16 protein-coding genes and 1 tRNA gene are annotated in these 15,485 nt (G+C 62.2%); 11 read left to right on the top strand and 6 right to left on the bottom strand.

All coding sequences use genetic code 11. The annotated features are described in order from the left end of the window. Window positions 1-49 precede the first annotated feature (49 nt). Both glyA and ACWTV3_RS05135 read left to right on the top strand, forming a co-directional pair. Entirely contained in the window at window positions 50-1,333 is a 1,284-nt protein-coding gene (gene glyA, locus ACWTV3_RS05140; protein WP_498477137.1) for a serine hydroxymethyltransferase, read from the top strand. Between the two features lie 143 nt (window positions 1,334-1,476). Beyond that, on the top strand, window positions 1,477-2,352 hold the full coding sequence (locus tag ACWTV3_RS05135) for a bifunctional methylenetetrahydrofolate dehydrogenase/methenyltetrahydrofolate cyclohydrolase (protein WP_498477136.1): 876 nt from the start codon (window positions 1,477-1,479) through the stop codon (window positions 2,350-2,352). Window positions 2,353-2,561: 209 nt separating this feature from the next. Here ACWTV3_RS05135 and ACWTV3_RS05130 read toward each other — a convergent pair whose 3' ends face one another. Further along, window positions 2,562-3,578 (bottom strand): galactokinase, encoded by a 1,017-nt coding sequence (locus ACWTV3_RS05130; protein WP_498477135.1) that lies wholly within the window; start codon window positions 3,576-3,578, stop codon window positions 2,562-2,564. A 44-nt stretch (window positions 3,579-3,622) separates the two neighbouring features. Here ACWTV3_RS05130 and ACWTV3_RS05125 point away from each other — a divergent pair, with 44 nt between their 5' ends. The 3 genes from ACWTV3_RS05125 to ACWTV3_RS05115 are packed head-to-tail and all read left to right on the top strand — an operon-like array spanning window position 3,623 to window position 6,206. After that, window positions 3,623-4,543, top strand: a complete 921-nt coding sequence (locus ACWTV3_RS05125) for an aldose 1-epimerase family protein (protein WP_498477134.1) — start codon at window positions 3,623-3,625, stop codon at window positions 4,541-4,543. Window positions 4,544-4,553: 10 nt separating this feature from the next. Continuing rightward, window positions 4,554-5,612: a VIT1/CCC1 transporter family protein gene (locus tag ACWTV3_RS05120; protein ID WP_498477133.1), complete on the top strand. Its 1,059-nt coding sequence runs from the start codon at window positions 4,554-4,556 to the stop codon at window positions 5,610-5,612. A 15-nt stretch (window positions 5,613-5,627) separates the two neighbouring features. After that, window positions 5,628-6,206, top strand: coding sequence for a cysteine hydrolase family protein (locus ACWTV3_RS05115; protein WP_498477132.1), 579 nt, complete (start codon window positions 5,628-5,630; stop codon window positions 6,204-6,206). Here ACWTV3_RS05115 and ACWTV3_RS05110 read toward each other — a convergent pair. Further along, window positions 6,203-6,406: a PLD nuclease N-terminal domain-containing protein gene (locus ACWTV3_RS05110; protein ID WP_498477131.1), complete on the bottom strand. Its 204-nt coding sequence runs from the start codon at window positions 6,404-6,406 to the stop codon at window positions 6,203-6,205. The two genes, ACWTV3_RS05115 and ACWTV3_RS05110, sit on opposite strands and share 4 nt — an antisense overlap. 201 nt (window positions 6,407-6,607) lie before the next feature. Between ACWTV3_RS05110 and ACWTV3_RS05105 the strand changes: the two genes are divergently transcribed. Further along, the gene (locus ACWTV3_RS05105) at window positions 6,608-8,170 is read left to right on the top strand and encodes a stealth family protein (RefSeq protein WP_498477130.1); all 1,563 of its coding nucleotides are present in this window, start codon (window positions 6,608-6,610) and stop codon (window positions 8,168-8,170) included. 15 nt (window positions 8,171-8,185) lie between these two features. On the opposite strand, the gene ACWTV3_RS05100 is transcribed toward ACWTV3_RS05105, so the two are convergent. Beyond that, window positions 8,186-9,124 (bottom strand): phosphodiesterase, encoded by a 939-nt coding sequence (locus ACWTV3_RS05100; RefSeq protein WP_498477129.1) that lies wholly within the window; start codon window positions 9,122-9,124, stop codon window positions 8,186-8,188. A 190-nt stretch (window positions 9,125-9,314) separates the two neighbouring features. On the opposite strand from ACWTV3_RS05100, the gene ACWTV3_RS05095 reads away from it, so the two are divergent. Then, window positions 9,315-10,169 carry a nuclease-related domain-containing protein gene (locus ACWTV3_RS05095; protein WP_498477128.1) on the top strand — a complete coding sequence of 285 codons (855 nt, stop codon included), beginning with the start codon at window positions 9,315-9,317 and terminating at the stop codon, window positions 10,167-10,169. Between the two features lie 23 nt (window positions 10,170-10,192). Here ACWTV3_RS05095 and ACWTV3_RS05090 read toward each other — a convergent pair whose 3' ends face one another. Then, the gene (locus tag ACWTV3_RS05090) at window positions 10,193-10,666 is read right to left on the bottom strand and encodes a WapI family immunity protein (RefSeq protein ID WP_498477127.1); all 474 of its coding nucleotides are present in this window, start codon (window positions 10,664-10,666) and stop codon (window positions 10,193-10,195) included. Window positions 10,667-10,741: 75 nt separating this feature from the next. Then, window positions 10,742-10,814: transfer RNA gene (locus ACWTV3_RS05085), tRNA-Lys, on the bottom strand. Window positions 10,815-10,839: 25 nt separating this feature from the next. Here ACWTV3_RS05085 and ACWTV3_RS05080 point away from each other — a divergent pair. Next, entirely contained in the window at window positions 10,840-11,469 is a 630-nt protein-coding gene (locus ACWTV3_RS05080) for a DNA-directed RNA polymerase subunit beta (protein ID WP_498477126.1), read from the top strand. Between the two features lie 41 nt (window positions 11,470-11,510). Here the strand turns inward: ACWTV3_RS05080 and ACWTV3_RS05075 are convergent, their stop codons facing one another. Continuing rightward, complete coding sequence (locus ACWTV3_RS05075) at window positions 11,511-12,725, bottom strand: ABC transporter substrate-binding protein (RefSeq protein ID WP_498477125.1); 1,215 nt, start codon at window positions 12,723-12,725, stop codon at window positions 11,511-11,513. A 569-nt stretch (window positions 12,726-13,294) separates the two neighbouring features. On the opposite strand from ACWTV3_RS05075, the gene ACWTV3_RS05070 reads away from it, so the two are divergent. The 3 genes from ACWTV3_RS05070 to ACWTV3_RS05060 are packed head-to-tail and all read left to right on the top strand — an operon-like array spanning window position 13,295 to window position 15,453. Next, window positions 13,295-13,903 carry a sigma-70 family RNA polymerase sigma factor gene (locus tag ACWTV3_RS05070; protein ID WP_498477124.1) on the top strand — a complete coding sequence of 203 codons (609 nt, stop codon included), beginning with the start codon at window positions 13,295-13,297 and terminating at the stop codon, window positions 13,901-13,903. Next, entirely contained in the window at window positions 13,900-14,802 is a 903-nt protein-coding gene (locus tag ACWTV3_RS05065; RefSeq protein WP_498477123.1) for an anti-sigma factor domain-containing protein, read from the top strand. Before ACWTV3_RS05070 ends, ACWTV3_RS05065 begins: the two co-directional genes overlap by 4 nt. 48 nt (window positions 14,803-14,850) lie before the next feature. Further along, window positions 14,851-15,453 (top strand): hypothetical protein, encoded by a 603-nt coding sequence (locus ACWTV3_RS05060; protein WP_498477122.1) that lies wholly within the window; start codon window positions 14,851-14,853, stop codon window positions 15,451-15,453. Window positions 15,454-15,485: the final 32 nt, after the last annotated feature.

Genomic DNA, 15,485 nt, shown 5'->3' with positions numbered 1-15,485 from the left:
TCAGGCGGTATCTTGGGAGTATCCACCACCTGTCGCAAGGAGATCATCTGTGTCCTCGTTCCTTTCGCCTCTTTCTGAGGTAGACCCCGAGATCGCTGCGGTGCTCGCTCAAGAGCTCGACCGCCAGCGCAATACGCTTGAGATGATCGCGAGTGAGAACTTTGTTCCGCGCGCTGTTCTCGAAGCGCAGGGCTCGGTTCTCACCAACAAGTACGCCGAGGGTTACCCGGGGCGTCGCTACTACGGTGGATGCGAATTCGTTGACGTTGCAGAGAAGCTCGCTATCGAGCGCGCCAAGAGCCTGTTCGGTTCGGCATACGCCAACGTTCAGCCTCACTCGGGAGCATCGGCTAACGCTGCAGTGCTGTCGGCTATCGCTCAGCCCGGCGACCGCATTCTCGGCCTCTCGCTCGACCACGGTGGACACCTCACGCACGGCATGCGTTTGAACTTCTCGGGCAAGCTCTACGAAGCTCACGCCTACGGGGTAAACGAAGAGACCGGCGTTCTTGACATGGCGGATGTTCGTGCCAAGGCTCTTGAGGTCAAGCCCCACGTCATCATCGCCGGCTGGTCGGCGTACACGCGTCAGCTCGACTTTGCCGAGTTCCGTTCCATCGCCGATGAGGTTGGCGCAACCCTCTGGGTCGACATGGCGCACTTCGCCGGACTCGTTGCCGCAGGCCTGCACCCCAACCCCGTTCCCTTTGCGGATGTCGTGTCGTCGACCGTTCACAAGACCATCGGTGGTCCTCGCTCGGGCTTCATTCTCACGAACAACGTTGACATCGCGAAGAAGATCAACTCCAACGTGTTCCCCGGTCAACAGGGCGGACCCCTCATGCACGTGATCGCCGCCAAGGCGACCGCATTCATGCTCGCGGCCTCCGACGACTTCAAGGACCGCCAGGAGCGCACCCTTCGTGGCGCCAAGCTTCTCGCTGAGCGCCTCGTGCAAGACGACATGACCTCGCTTGGCGTCGACGTTCTCACGGGCGGCACCGACGTGCACCTTGTACTCGTTGACCTGCGCAAGTCGGAGATCAACGGTCAAGAGGGTGAAGATCTGCTGCACTCTGTGGGCATCACCGTGAACCGCAACTCGGTTCCCGCTGACCCCCGCCCGCCCATGACCACCTCGGGGTTGCGCATCGGTACGCCGGCGCTCGCCACTCGTGGTTTCGGCGACGTTGAGTTCACCGAGGTTGCCGACATCATCGCCGAAGCTCTCAAGCCCGATGCCGACACCGCAGCGCTCAGCGCCCGCGTTCGCGCGCTCGCCGACGCCTTCCCGCTCTACGAAGGTCTCGAAAGCCCCGGTAGCTGGGCCTAAAGAACCCAGAACCGGGCTGAAACAGCCTGAAGCTCAAGAGCCCGTCACCGTGTGAACACGGAGGTGGGCTCTTTAGCGTTTAATGGAGATGGCAGTTGTGTAGGTGGCCGATCAGCGCATGGGCCCGATTCGAACGGAAAACGATGACCGCAGTAAAGCTTGATGGTGTCGCTACGGCCACCGCCGTAAAGAACGAACTGCGCGTGCGCGTGGATGCCCTGAAGGCTCGCGGCATCACTCCGGGCCTCGGCACCCTTCTCGTGGGCGACGACCCCGGAAGCCGTTCCTACGTCGCCGGCAAGCACCGCGACTGTGCCGAAGTGGGCATCGAATCTATCCGCGTCGATCTGCCGGCCACGGCATCCGCAGACGATGTTCGGGATGCCATTGTGGCGTTGAACGAGAACCCTGCCGTTACCGGCTACATCATTCAGCTGCCGCTGCCAGCCGGTCTCGACGAGAACGCGATGCTCGAACTCATGGACCCCGCCAAGGACGCGGATGGCCTGCACCCCACCAACCTCGGCCGCCTCGTGCTGGGCGTAGGCGCGAAGCTCGATTCACCGCTGCCCTGCACCCCGGCCGGAATCGTCGAGATGCTGGAGCGCTACGACGTTCCCATTGCAGGTAAGCACGTCGTCGTCGTCGGTCGCGGCCTGACGGTCGGTCGCCCGATCGGGCTGCTTCTCACGAACAAGGGACTGGATGCCACCGTCACCCTCACCCATTCCCGCACCACCCAGCTTGAAACCCACGTTCGCCAGGCAGACATCGTGGTTGCCGCAGTCGGCTCCGCCGCGCTGATTCGCCCCGAGTGGATCAAGCCGGGCGCTGCCGTGCTCGATGTCGGAATCACTCGTGTGATTGACGAAGCAACCGGCAAGGGCCGTCTCGTCGGCGACGTCGACCCCGCTGTTGCCGAGATTGCCGGTTACCTTTCGCCGATGCCCGGTGGCGTTGGCCCCATGACGCGCGCGATGCTCGTGAAGAACGTCGTCGACGCGGCCGAGCGGCTCTAAGAGTGGCCGAGGAGTCGGCGCAGAAGCCTTCCGCGCCCAAGCTGCAGCAAGTGTCGCGACCGCAGGGTGTGCCACGTAAACCGCGCAAGCGGCGCTTTCCGTGGCCCCGCGTGTGGGTCTGGGCAGGCGTGATCGTTGGTGCTGCGTTTGCCGTTGCGCTCGTTCTGAAACTGGCCGGGTAACTTTCGCCTGCGGCCTGCGGCCTGCGGCTAGCGGTCGCGCAGTGCTCCCATCGACGGAGAAACTGCGGTGACGGTGGGCTGGCCCCACGCGTGCTCGGCAAAGGCGCCATCGAGCGCTACCCGTACCCGCGATGCCGTGTCGGTGTCGACGAGAGCGACGGCCACTCCGCTGAAGGGGCGGCCGAGCATCCGCGCGCCTAAAGCACCGGCGGCCAGAGCCGTTTCGACCGCGAGGTCAACCTCGGTGGTGGAGATGCCGTAGTCGTCGCGCAGGCTCGCGTGTGAGGCATCGAGCAGCGCGCCGAGCAGTCGAGGGGTTTCATCGCGAATGGCGAGAGCCGCGTCGCGCACCCGCTGGTTTTCGGTAACAGAGTGCAGCGTGCGGCGCACTTCGTCATCCGCTGCGGCGGTATCGAACGTGTCGGCGGTGGGAGCATCGGTATCGATAACAAGAAGCTCGAGGCCGGCGGTCTGCCAGTCGAGGGGGAGTGGCTCGGGGCGCGTTTCACCCTCAAGGCGCACGAGGGCGTGGTCGTCGAGAGCGAAGACGCTCGTGGCAACGTCGGGGTGCTCGGCGAGATGAGCGGTGTGCTCTCCGAGGTTCCAGAGGTCGCTGAGGGCGAGTGCCAGGGCCGCCTCGAGTGCGGCCGACGAGCCGAGACCCGCGCCCACCGGCACGGTGGTGTCGATGAACACATCAACGCCGGTGAGCGATGCCGCGGTGTCGGATGCCTCCAGCACCTCCTGCACGATCCCGAGCGCGATGCGACTCCAGCCCTGCACCTCGGTGGAGGCCAGTTCGTCGAGTTCGATCGTCACGAGTTCGTCCACGAGGGCGCTCGCGATGCGCACCGTGCGGTCGGAGCGAGTGGATGCGGCCAGCACCGTGCGGCGGTTGATGGCCACGGCGAGTTCGGCATCCGTCTCGGGGTTATCGGAAGTGCCGAGCAGAGTGAGGCGGCCGGGAGCCGACCAGACTCCGGCGGCGGGGTGGCCGAACACGGCCTCGAAGTCGTAAAGAACGTCATCGCGAATATCTGACATGGGTGCTTCCTTGGTTGTGGCCGGTGCGCCGCTAGGCTGGTGCGGTGAGCGCGCCTACAGGAACCCAGTACATCATCACTCGAGCCACTGAGCAGGGTGAAGCGCGAGCGACCATCACCGAACTTGCTGCCTCGTTGCGTGAATTCAGCATCGGTGGGGTCGAACTCGTGGAATCCTACGCCGAGTCTGCGATGCCACCCTTCGCTGACGGCATCGTGTTGGTGCCGTGGCCCAACCGCATCAAAGACGGAACGTGGATGCTCGACGGCGAGCCACAGACTCTCGATATCACTGAGCGCGACCGCAACAACTCGATCCACGGGCTGCTGCGCAACACCGGCTACTCGCTGATCGAGCGCACCGAAGGCTCAGTCACTCTCGGCGCGACGATCTTTCCGCAGCACGGCTACCCCTTCCACGTGCACACCACGGTGCGCTACGAACTCGTCGAGGGCGGCCTGCGCGTTAGTCACACCGCCACCAACCTGTCGGATGCCGCAGCCCCGTATGCGCTCGGAACCCACCCCTTCTTCAAGATCGGTGACACCCCCATCGCGGAGCTGACCCTCACGATGACCGCCGCCACTCGCTTCGAATCGAATGAGCGCCTCATTCCGACCGCCGAAGTTGCTGTGCCCGGAACGGACTTTGACTTGAGCGCTGGTCGCCCGGTCGGCGAACTCGACCTCGATATGGCTTTCGCCGGCGTCGAAGTTATCGACGGTGTCGCTGCTCGACTGACCGCGCCTGATGGCCGCGAAGTGCGCGTGACCGTTGACGAGAATTTCGACTTCGTTCAGTTGTTTACGCCGCGCAACTTTCCGACCCTCACGGGCATCGGCCAGGTCGTTGCCATCGAGCCGATGACGGCCGCCCCCAACGCGTTCAACACGGGCCGCGGTTTGCTGTGGCTTGAGCCCGGCGTCGAGTTCTCTGCAACCTGGGGCGTCGAGTTCTCTGCCTAAGGAGTCTGTCGTGAGTTCAACACCCCGAGCCCGCGATGTGCGGCGGTGGCGACGCTACCTCGCCGCCGAACGCGCTGAAGCGGCCGTCTATCGGGATCTGGCATCCCGCCGCACGGGCGAGGAACGCGAGATTTTGCTGGCGCTTGCCGCTGCCGAAAAGCGCCACGAAGATCACTGGTTGACGTTGCTGGGGGAGCAAGCCGGTCGCCCGCTGCCCACCGACCCGAGAACGCGGATGCTCGGCTTCTTGGCTCGACGCTTTGGCTCTGTGTTTGTGCTCGCCCTTGCCCAGCGCGCCGAGTCACGGTCGCCTTATCTGGATGACGACGATGCGACCGACACGATGGCCGCCGACGAAGCCGTGCACGAGGAGGTCGTTCGCGCGCTTGCTACTCGCGGGCGTCAACGCCTCTCGGGAACGTTCCGCGCCGCCGTGTTCGGAGCGAACGATGGGCTCGTCTCCAACCTCGCCCTCGTGCTCGGCATGAGTGCTGCCGGGCTGCCGAACGCTGTCGTTCTTCTTTCCGGTGTCGCTGGGCTTCTCGCCGGAGCCCTCTCGATGGCCGCGGGTGAATACGTGTCGGTGCGCTCGCAGCTTGAGCTTGAGAACGCGGCAGCACACGGACCAGTGGCGGTGCACTCGGTAACGCACCTCGACGTCGACGAAAACGAGCTGGCACTCGTTTACCGCGCTCGCGGCATGAGCACCCACGAAGCCGAGCTGCACGCTGCCGAAGTACTCGCAGGGCGCACGACGGAACCCGCGACCGCAACACCAGAGCACAACCCGATCGGTTCGGCTCTGGGAGCTGCGGCATCCAGTTTCTGCTTCTTTGCGTCAGGTGCGGTTATCCCCGTGCTGCCCTACCTCTTTGGTGCAGAAGGGTTCACCGCCGTCGTGATCGCTTCGGTGCTGGTGGGGATTGCTCTGCTCGTCACCGGCTCGATCGTCGGGTTGCTCTCCGGCGCCTCACCGCTCAAACGTGCGCTGCGTCAACTGGCAATCGGATACGGAGCCGCTACCGCAACGTACCTCCTAGGACTACTATTCGGGGTAAGTCTCGGCTAAAACCCGGAGGTCGCAATGGCTGCAGCACTCATTGTTGTCGATGTACAGCAAGGGTTTGATGATGTCGCCTACTGGGGGCCGCGCAATAACCCCGACTGCGAATCCAACATTGGAATGCTCATCGGGCATTGGCGGCGCGAAGGCTGGCCGATCGTCTACGTACGGCACGATTCCCACGACGAGACGTCGCCGCTGCATCCAAGCTCGCCAGGCAACGACTTCAAGGAGTTACTCTCGGGCACCCCCGACCTGCTGGTGACCAAGAGCGTGAACTCGAGTTTTCATGGCAGCCCCGACCTCAACGGGTGGCTGAAAGCTTCCGCTATCCAGTCGATTGTCATCTGCGGAATCACCACCAACCACTGCTGCGAAACCACGGCGCGCGTGGGCGGCAACCTCGGCTATGACGTGACATTTGTGATCGATGCGACGCACACCTTCGACCGGGAAGGCCCCTTCGGCGAAGAAGTGGCCGCCGATGAACTCTCGCGCATCACCGGAGTGAACGTGCACGATGAGTTCGGCACGGTCGCGTTGACCCGCGACTTGGTCGGCCCCGGATCGAGCGCTGGCTACGGCGGAGTGGTGATCTAGAGCAGCGCGCTATTGCGCCCCACGGCGAACCAAATGAGGGAGCCGATGAAGGGCGCGATGAGAATCACGATGAGCCAGAGCAGCTTGGTGTTCGTGGGCATCGTGGAGCGAAAGACCTGCGACAGCGCAACGACGATCAGCGCGAAGTAACCGACCATGGCAACGATCGCGACGACGTTCCAGAGAATCGGTTCTGGCATGACAACCTCTCGTTGGGGGCGCTAGGTGCGTGGCGTCGAAGCCAATTCTATCGAGTATCGCTCAATAATCCATTCTGCTGAGTGTGTTGCGGCGTGCGCTAAGCGACCGATTCTCAGTGGTTCCGGCTATTCTCGAAGAAGCTAACGGCATCCGTTTTCGGATGTTGGGCATTTCAGCCAGGCTCGAACATTGGGGCCACCATGATTGACCATGTTTCTTCTCCCGCTGTAGTCGGTCGCGACGATGTCGTCTTGCACGATGGGCTGCTTGTTCTCAGTAACAGCACCCTCACGCCGCGTGAAGCCGTGCGCGAAGATCTGCTGTTTGTGCGCCGCGTGCTCGACGCCGCCGATATCCCCTTTTTGATGGTGCGCGGTGAAGACGAGACTCCCGTACTTGCGATCGATACCAAGGACCGCAAGGGGCTGCGCCTCGCACTCATCGCCGCCTGCCAGAACGAGCCGTTCTATGTGAAGCCGGCTCGCATCAAGTCGAACGGCAAGCGAGTCCCGTCCGATCAAAGAGACACCCCGGTGCTGGTGGCGGATGGCGTGCTCACCCCGGTGATCAAAGCCAAGGCGTTCGTCATCTTCCGGCCTCGCGTCGAGCCTGCCGGCCGCCTGCGCTTCGACGAGCCCTTCGGCGTGCGTATCGAACTGTGGGAGTACATGCGCAACGAGGTTGTTGCTCCGAACCCCAACGCGTTGATGCGCCGCTGGCTGCCGAGCAACGAAGCCATCAGCGACACCGTTGAGTTGCACGGTGAAAGCTGGCCGACGCTTCGAGGCATGTTTGACCAGCTTGCCCACGACATCCCCTTCGAAATCGACCTCGTGTTCTCGTGGGTCGATGGCGCTGAAGTGGAATGGCAGAAGGCGCGCGCTGCCCGCATGGCCAACTTCGTGGTCGGCGAGGGTGATGATTCCGAGGCGCGTTTTAGGCAGCTCGACGAGCTCAAGTACGCCCTGCGCTCAGTGCATCAGTACGCTCCGTGGATTCGCAACATCTACATTGCCACCGACTCGCCGCGCCCCAAGTGGCTGACCGAGCACCCGCGCGTCACGCTCATGCGCAGCGAAGACTTCTTCGAGCGCCACGAAGACCTGCCCACGCACAACTCGCACGCGGTCGAAAGCCAACTGCACAACATCCCGGGAATCAGCGAGCACTTTCTGTATTCCAACGATGACATGTTCTTCGGTCGCCACGTGAGCCCCTCGATGTTCTACTCACCCGGAGGAATCTCCAAGTTCATCGAGGCACGCACGCGTATTGGTCTCGGCGAGAGCAGCCTGCAGCGTTCCGGTTTCGAAAACGCCGCTCGTGTCAATCGTCGACTGCTGCAGCAGAAGTTTGGGGCGACCATCACGCGTCACCTCGAGCACGCGGCTACCCCGCTACGCGTTTCGGTGATGCGCGAACTCGAGGCGGAGTTCCCCGACGATTTCGCGCGCACGAGTGCCAGCGCGTTCCGCCAGGCGACCGACATTTCTGTCACCAACTCGATGTACCACTACTACGCGCTGCTCAGCGGAAAAGCGATCGTGCAAACGGATGCCAAGGTGAAGTACGTCGACACGACATCCATTGAAGGGCTTCGCAAGATGCGGTCGCTGCTGCGCAAGCGTTCGAGCGACTTCTTCTGCCTGAACGATGGCAGCTTCCCCGAGATCTCGGCAGAAGATCGTGCTGCAGCAGTGCGCTCGTTTCTCGACGAGTACTACCCGATTGCGGCGCCGTGGGAGCTTCCCGAAGCGGAGTAACGCTGCGCGCGTGCCCTAAACCGACACAGTTTCGGGCACCACGTGGGGATTGGTTGGCGGCGCGATCGTAATGTTCTCTCGCTCTAAGATCGCTGCCGTCTCTTCGGGGGAAACGTACGAGAGGGCGTCGTAGTCGCCGAGCGGTACGACAGAGTGCAGAACGGTTTCGTCGTAGACGTGCACGAGGTTGAACGACTGTGCCCCGTCGCGCCCCCGAGTGCCACCGAGGGGCACGTTGAGGTCCTGGGTGTAGCAGGTGGCGGATGCCACCGAGACGGGAATGCCCGCGAAGGTGGCCGTCGTCGAATAGTGCAGGTGGCCGGCGATGATGCTGCGGATGTCGCTGCCGCGAATGACCGCCGCCAGCTCTTTCTGGGCGCGCAATTCGACCGTCACTGCTTGATCGAGCACAGTGGGAACGGGCGGGTGGTGCATTGCGAGAATGGTGCCGTGGGGCGCTGGAGTTTCAAGTACGTTGTGCAGCCACAGCAGTTGGGCATCCGTGACATGACCGTAGTGAGCACCTGGCACGGTCGAATCGAGAGAGATGATGCGCAGCCCGTTGACGTCAACGACACTGTCGATGGGGGCAGTGGTGTCGCCCACCGTACCGGCTTCGGCCGTGTTGTCGATCAGGGTGGCGTTGAACGTCGCGCGGTCATCGTGGTTGCCCATGACCCACACCACTTGGGCGCCCAATCGTTCAGCGGCTGGCTCCACGAGGTCCCGCAGAGTGCGGTAGGCCTCGGCTTCGCCCTTGTCGGCGAGATCGCCCGTGAAGATGATTGCTTCGGGGTGTGCTCCGGATGCTTCAAGTTCGGCGAACAACTGCCGCAGCTTCGCTTCGCTGTCGAGAATGTCGTACAGCCGACCGTCTCCTGCGAGGAAGTGGGTGTCGCTGAGATGCAACACAAAGTGGTCGGGGCGAGGATACTGCGACACGTAGCCGGTCATAGAAGTTACTTCAGCACTTGTAGATGGATGGGAAGTGAACATCCTGCGGCAAGTTGCGGCACGACACAAGTAGAACGGGTTGCCGCCCCGCGCGTTGTGGCCCGGTTTGGGGGCATTCTGCGCGATGCCTGTTGCGACAATCGAGCTAGCCTCGATTTGAGAGCGCTCGGGGGAGCGCTGTGGGGGAACAATGACGAACGAAGTTCACGCTACGCAGCCCGTTTCGCAGTTGAGTGTGCCGAGCGACCTGCTCGAACGGCCCGCGGCCTACTCGGTGATCGAGGAGCTGTTTCGCATTCAAGAAACGATGGAGCCGCGGAACCCGTTCCGCCGCGTTTTTGGTTTCCCGCCCGTGCATCCGGATGCCCGTAGCTGGTTTTCTGGGGCGATTGGAGAGCTTGCCGTCGGGGAGTCGCTCGCGAAACTTGGCTCGGAGTGGACGGTGCTGCATTCAGTGCCCGTGGGCACAGGCGATAGCGACATTGACCACGTAGTTATTGGGCCGGCTGGCGTATTTACTATCAACACGAAGCGGCACCCCGGCAAGAAAATTTGGGTTGGCCAACAAAGGATGATGGTGTCCGGCCAAAAAGTCGATCACCTTCGCAATTCTCGTCACGAGGCAAAGCGAGCGGCAAAACTATTAGCTCAGGCCAGTGGCGTCACTGTTGACGTGCACCCCGTCGTGGCAATCGTAGAACTGGCATCGATCGACAGTAAGCAAACCCCAGCTGATGTGAGCGTTCTGGATGCTCGCGCCGTTCGTCGCTGGCTCGAGCGCCGCACGGCGGTGCTCGAGCGGGAAGCTCAGATACGAGTAGTGACCGCCGCAGCAGACTCGCTAACGTGGCATCCCGCGGCAGAGCTTACGATCGATCCCACGTATCGGGCTCGGTTTAGGGCTCTCGAGCGAGAAGACAAACGGGCGCGCATCACGCGGGTCGCTTGGGCAAGTGCCGTCACCGTCACTCTCGCGCTGCTGGGCTACCACTTCTTGCTTCCCGCAATCAGCGCGGCAATGGTCGCCGGCGTCGGCGCTCTCTAGGCCAGGATCCGTGAGCACGCCGATTAGCGCTGCGGAAACTCCGCCAGCTCCTGCTCCCACGCGGCGACTGCCTGCCGCAGGTCACGCGGAGAGATCGTGAGATCCAGGAAGAACTCCCTCTCACTCGTCACGCTCGGAGGCTGTGACTCGAGCCAAAGGAACACACGGATGATAACCGCAGACGGCTCGAAACTCACGAGGCCGAATCCAAGGTTCGGTTCCACGAAGTCCCGCGTGGGCAGTACATCACTCTGGCCGTCCAGTTCCAGCGGCTCAACAAGCCCGCGGGCGGCACGCATCAGCCAGGTTCCTAGGCTGCGTGCCTCCTCCCCGAGCAAGCAGGGCTCAAGAAAGTTCCACTCCTCGGAGCCCCAGCGAGCACGTCCGTCGATCAGCAACCAGTTGGCGTCGTACGGATCAGTGCGCACACCTTCGAACTGGTACGCCATCGGCTCGATGCTCAGATAGTTCGTGCCGGCGGCATCCCACAACTCCATAGTCAGGAGCCTAATCGTGGGCCGGCGCGCGAGCGGAGCAATAACGCTGCGATCTGGCTTGGGCGAAGAAAAATGTGGGCCCGGCCGGGCTCGAACCGGCGACCCGCGGATTAAAAGTCCGATGCTCTACCAACTGAGCTACAGGCCCTACATGTTAAGCGTACCGTGATCTTATGGCCGAAAATTTCCATAAGCCCACGCAGTACTCGACAGACAAGTTTGACACATATGAGGGCGGGCAAGATCCTGCCCAAATAATGCGCGCCGCCCACGATACCGCCCATGCGCTCATCGAAGGTGCACGCAACACGGATGACCCTGAGGTCGTCGATCGCATCGTCGCCTACACCGACAAACACGGCATCGATGCGCTCGCCGAGTTATGGTCGCGATCGAGCCCCAGCAGCCTGCCGGGTGCACTCTGGCGCATCTATTTACTGAGGGCGGTCATCCAACAGGATGCGGTGGGCACGAGTCTGCTCTTCCAGCGCGGCATCGACACGCTTCCCACTATCGATGCCGCGGTGACGGGGGCCGTCAACCCAACCGGTCCCAACGAAATCAAGTCGTTGGCGGATGAGGTGCTGCGCGGTCTCTTCCGTGGCGACTTCGGGGTTGCTCTCGATCGCGCAGCATCGTTTAGCCGGATTCTGGCCTCAGGCGCGGGAAGCGTAGCCGACGACCAAGAACTGCTTAACCCGGAACGGGCGAGCGAGCTGACGACGCGGGCAGATCGCTACTCGCGAATGGCGACTGAGTTCACTGCCTGCGCGAAGCTGTTTCGTTCTGGCTCGCTCGACTGAGTGGTCGATGAGAGCAATGCGGCGGGCGCGGTCGCGGGCGTCTAGGGAGCGTTCTGGAGAATCCGCTGGAAGGCCGTGTTGAACGTTTGCTCTTCTGAGCTGTCGAGACCACGGAAGACGTACGAGCGAGCCAGCATGTCGTCGTCCGGAAAGATCAGGTTGTTATTGGCTAACGCTGGGTCTATCGCGGCTGCTGCTTCCTTGGCGCCCGCTACCGGGGTGATGTAATTCACATAGGCGGCAACCTCGGCCGCAACGGCAGGGTCGTAGTAGTAGTTGATGAGCTCTTCGACGTTGGACTTCGCCGGGCTGCCGATCGGCACCATGAAATTGTCATTCCAAATCGGGCCGCCCGCCTCGGGGACCGCAAAACCCCATTTGTCGCCGTGCTCCGCATTGAGTTGAACGATGTCTCCCGACCACACAATCGCCGCGAGAGTATCGCCGCTGACAAGGTCCTCGAGATATGAATTGCCCGTGATGTTGAGAATCTGGCCGCTCGACACGTGCTGGCTCAACTCTTCGGTCGCTGCCGTGAACTGGTCGACGCCCCAACTGCCTGAGATGTCGACGCCCTGGTCGAGCATGATGAGCCCCATCGTGTCGCGCATCTCTGAGAGCACCCCAACGCGCCCCTTCAAATCCGGGTTCCATAAGTCGCTCACTGATTGGAGTCCCGCAGGAAGCAGCTCTTTGTTCCACGCGATCCCAGCAAAGCCGCCCTGATACGGGATGCTCATTTCGCGCCCGGGGTCGAAGTCAACATCTCGAAGTTCTGGCAACAAATTCGAGATGTTTGGGATGTTGGCGTGGTCGAGTTTCTGAATGTAGCCGAACCGGATGAGGCGGGCCACGATCCAGTCGGTGAGGCACACGACATCGGCGCCAATGTCTTGGCCGAGCGATAGTTGGTCGTTGACCATCGCGTAGTAACTGTTGTTGTCCTCCACCGCCTCGGTGTACGCCACGTTGATGCCGGTCTGAGCCTCAAAAGCGTCAATCGTCGGGTAGTTGCCCTCATCATCGACGTCTACATAGAGAGCCCAGTTGTCCCATCGCACCGAATTGTTCGACTCGCTGGTGTCTTCCGCTGGGGTCACCCCGACGTTGCTGCCGGTAGAGCACGCGGCGAGGGCTAAGCCGGTCGCGCCAGCAGCGGTACCAGCAAGAAGAGAGCGACGACTCAACGACGATTGACGCGCGCGCCGAATAAGCGCGCGAATGGCGGGATCGGCGGGCAAAGGTTTCGGGTGCATCGCGCTCTCCTGGCGACTTCCGCGCTCGCGCGCTCAGTCTTGAGTTAGTGTCGAGATTCTCGATAGTGGCACACTTACGCTGTCTCAATGCGAAAACTCACCGAAAAAGTGAGTCATGAAACAGAATCGTCACGCGATCCGCACTTTCATCGGAGATCGGGATCGCTGAGCGCACGGGGGTGGCGCCGATCTGTCTGTGAAGTTCTCCCGTTCCGCCCTATTTTGAGCGGGCACTCAGGTGAGGTTTTGCTACACTTTTCATCGCCGGGCCACAGTAACCCCGGGCTCCAAAATTAGCCGCTTCGAGCGGCCCTGCGTCGTGAGGCGTTCTCTGTGGCCCGGCTTTTTAGCGCCCGCGGGCAGCTATTCGCATCAGCCGTACTGTACTTTCAGGCGATTCGAGCGCTCCCGCATATCTGTGCAGCTTCCGACCAAACCCTTCTCGCTAGGGCACCGAATTACCAACCAGTGAAAGCAACTGACGAAAACCATCGTCGGCCCCGCATCCACTCACTGAAGATTCGCTGCTGAACCACACGAACTGCGATGAAGGAGCACAGGAACCTGTCATGCTTGTCCTTATGTCTCGTGAAGCTGAAGTCGGCGCAACGCCCGAAGAACCGGGTGTGCCTGCCACGAGCCCGCAAGACCTATTAGAGCGTGTCGCCACTGGTGACCAAGCCGCATTTAGCGAGCTGTACGACCAACTGGCCCCTCGAGTTTTCGGACTCGTCAAGAGGCTCCTTCGCGACCATTCGCAGTCCGAAGAAGTAACGCAAGAGATCTTCTTGGAGATCTGGCAAACCGCAACCCGATTCGATTCGAATAAGGGCGCCGCGGTGAGTTGGATTCTCACCATGGCTCACCGCCGAACTGTTGACCGTGTACGTGCATCGCAGTCGTCCCGCGACCGCGACGTTCGTATCGGCATCCGTGATCACAACCCGGACTACGATCACGTCTCAGAAACCATTGAAGTCCGACTCGAACACGAAAGGGTAGAGAAGGCCATGTCCCGACTGACTGAACTCCAGCGCCAAGCTGTCTCCCTTGCGTATTACGGCGGCTATAGCCACAGTGAGGTGGCGACCATGCTCAAGGTTCCTGTCGGCACTGTCAAAACCCGACTACGTGATGGAATGATCCGCTTACGCGACGAAATGGGGGTGGCATCATGAACGACCGCAACGACGACCTCGCAGCACAGTCTGGCGCCTACGCTCTCAACGCGTTGAGCCCAGAAGAGCGCGAAGCCTTCGAGGAGCACCTAGCTGCTTCCGAAGAGACCCGCACCGAAACCACTGAACTCTCCGACACTGCAGTGGCACTCGGAATGGCCATCGATCCGGTCACTCCGCCTCCTGCCCTCAAGGCCAACCTCATGGCGATGATTGCGCAGACGCCGCAGTTGCCCCGTGAAGCAGACGCCGCTTCTGCGGCTGACGACGCTTCGAGCAGTGTGGATGCCGCATCCGCGCCGATCTCGAACGTCACGCCGCTTGCTGCCTCGGTTGCGCCCGCTGCTGACGCCTCGGCTGAGCAGTCAAGCACCGCGGCCGCTGCCCCGGCATCCTCCGCGGAGCGCAAGGCGCAAGCCCGCTGGTTCACGCGTCCGGCTACTGCTTTGGCGGCTGTCGCCGCGGCGGTGGCGCTCATCGTTGCCGGTGGCGTAGTTGCCGAATCGATCGGTCGCACGTCTCTCGAGCAGTCGACGTTCGCGTCACAGCAGGCTGACCAGCTGGCGGCGATCAATGCCGCCAGCGACTCGCAGCGTCTTGTCTCGACGGTCGCTGGGGGAGCCACCGCTACCTTCGTGTGGTCGGGCGAGCTCGCGTCTTCCGCCGTGATCGTCGATGGTCTTGAGGCTTTGCCTGCCGACCAGGTTTACGAGCTCTGGTACATCGATGAGGCGGGTGCTCGCCCGGCTGGCCTCATGAATGCCGCTGACGACGGGCCTACGTGGCGCGTGCTCGACGGCGAAATGGGTGCCGGCGATGTTGTTGGTGTCACGATCGAGCCCAAGGGCGGATCGGAAGCGCCAACCACTGATCCGATTGTGGTCTTCGAAAGCGCGTAAACTGGGGTCGAGCCTCAGCTCAGAGGCTCGATCATCTAGGGAGCAATCATGATCGGCAGGGGAACCCAAGTTCTCCGCGCATCACTGGTTGCTGCCTTCTCGGTGTTCGTTGCCGCTACCGCCCACGTTTTCGGCGGTGGCAACTCACCCAGTTGGGTCGCTCTCGTTCTTGCCTTCACGTTCGCGGCGCTCATCAGCATTCCGCTCGTCGGTAAGCGGATGTCGCTCCCGCGCGTAGCGGCGGCCGTCACGATCGCTCAAACCTTCTTCCATACCGTTTTCGCGGTGATTGGCAATCCCGCCAATATCGTGGCGCAGTCCGTTGGGCACCACGATGTCACGTTCGCTGCTGCCGCTGGTGCGATCAATCACGGAGCCCACGGCGCCGGTGCCATGACTGCCGGGCACATCATCGCGGGCATCATCACGATCGTGGCCCTGCGCCAAGGCATCACTGCTCTCGGTTCGATCGCCGCGAGTGCCGCCCGCCAGCTTCGTCGGCTGTTCTCGCCGCAGCATGTTCCTCTTGTTGCTCGCCTCACGGTGGAGGCGAGCGCGATCTGCCGTGACGAGATCACCGCAACACTTCAGTTGCTCCGTTCCGTAGTCAGCCTGAGAGGGCCACCGACCGTCAGCGCGGTCTTCTCCTAACCCCTCTCTGCAGTTCGGTGGTCTCGTGCTGC

It is taken from the genome of Salinibacterium sp. AL4.1 (assembly GCF_059767305.1).
The sequence above is the reverse complement of the archived record's forward strand: the minus strand, read 5'-3'. Positions and strand labels throughout refer to the sequence as shown.

What these genes read in the sequence shown, in the direction of transcription:
- ACWTV3_RS05060 (WP_498477122.1), top strand. Translation starts at nt 14,851, where the DNA reads ATGATCGGCAGGGGAACCCAAGTTCTCCGCGCATCACTGGTTGCTGCC.
- ACWTV3_RS05090 (WP_498477127.1), bottom strand. Translation starts at nt 10,666, where the DNA reads ATGGAGTTGTGGGATGCCGCCGGCACGAACTATCTGAGCATCGAGCCG.
- ACWTV3_RS05080 (WP_498477126.1), top strand. Translation starts at nt 10,840, where the DNA reads ATGGCCGAAAATTTCCATAAGCCCACGCAGTACTCGACAGACAAGTTT.
- ACWTV3_RS05075 (WP_498477125.1), bottom strand. Translation starts at nt 12,725, where the DNA reads ATGCACCCGAAACCTTTGCCCGCCGATCCCGCCATTCGCGCGCTTATT.
- ACWTV3_RS05130 (WP_498477135.1), bottom strand. Translation starts at nt 3,578, where the DNA reads ATGTCAGATATTCGCGATGACGTTCTTTACGACTTCGAGGCCGTGTTC.
- ACWTV3_RS05115 (WP_498477132.1), top strand. Translation starts at nt 5,628, where the DNA reads ATGGCTGCAGCACTCATTGTTGTCGATGTACAGCAAGGGTTTGATGAT.
- ACWTV3_RS05065 (WP_498477123.1), top strand. Translation starts at nt 13,900, where the DNA reads ATGAACGACCGCAACGACGACCTCGCAGCACAGTCTGGCGCCTACGCT.
- ACWTV3_RS05105 (WP_498477130.1), top strand. Translation starts at nt 6,608, where the DNA reads ATGATTGACCATGTTTCTTCTCCCGCTGTAGTCGGTCGCGACGATGTC.
- ACWTV3_RS05100 (WP_498477129.1), bottom strand. Translation starts at nt 9,124, where the DNA reads ATGACCGGCTACGTGTCGCAGTATCCTCGCCCCGACCACTTTGTGTTG.
- ACWTV3_RS05110 (WP_498477131.1), bottom strand. Translation starts at nt 6,406, where the DNA reads ATGCCAGAACCGATTCTCTGGAACGTCGTCGCGATCGTTGCCATGGTC.
- ACWTV3_RS05070 (WP_498477124.1), top strand. Translation starts at nt 13,295, where the DNA reads ATGCTTGTCCTTATGTCTCGTGAAGCTGAAGTCGGCGCAACGCCCGAA.
- ACWTV3_RS05095 (WP_498477128.1), top strand. Translation starts at nt 9,315, where the DNA reads ATGACGAACGAAGTTCACGCTACGCAGCCCGTTTCGCAGTTGAGTGTG.
- ACWTV3_RS05135 (WP_498477136.1), top strand. Translation starts at nt 1,477, where the DNA reads ATGACCGCAGTAAAGCTTGATGGTGTCGCTACGGCCACCGCCGTAAAG.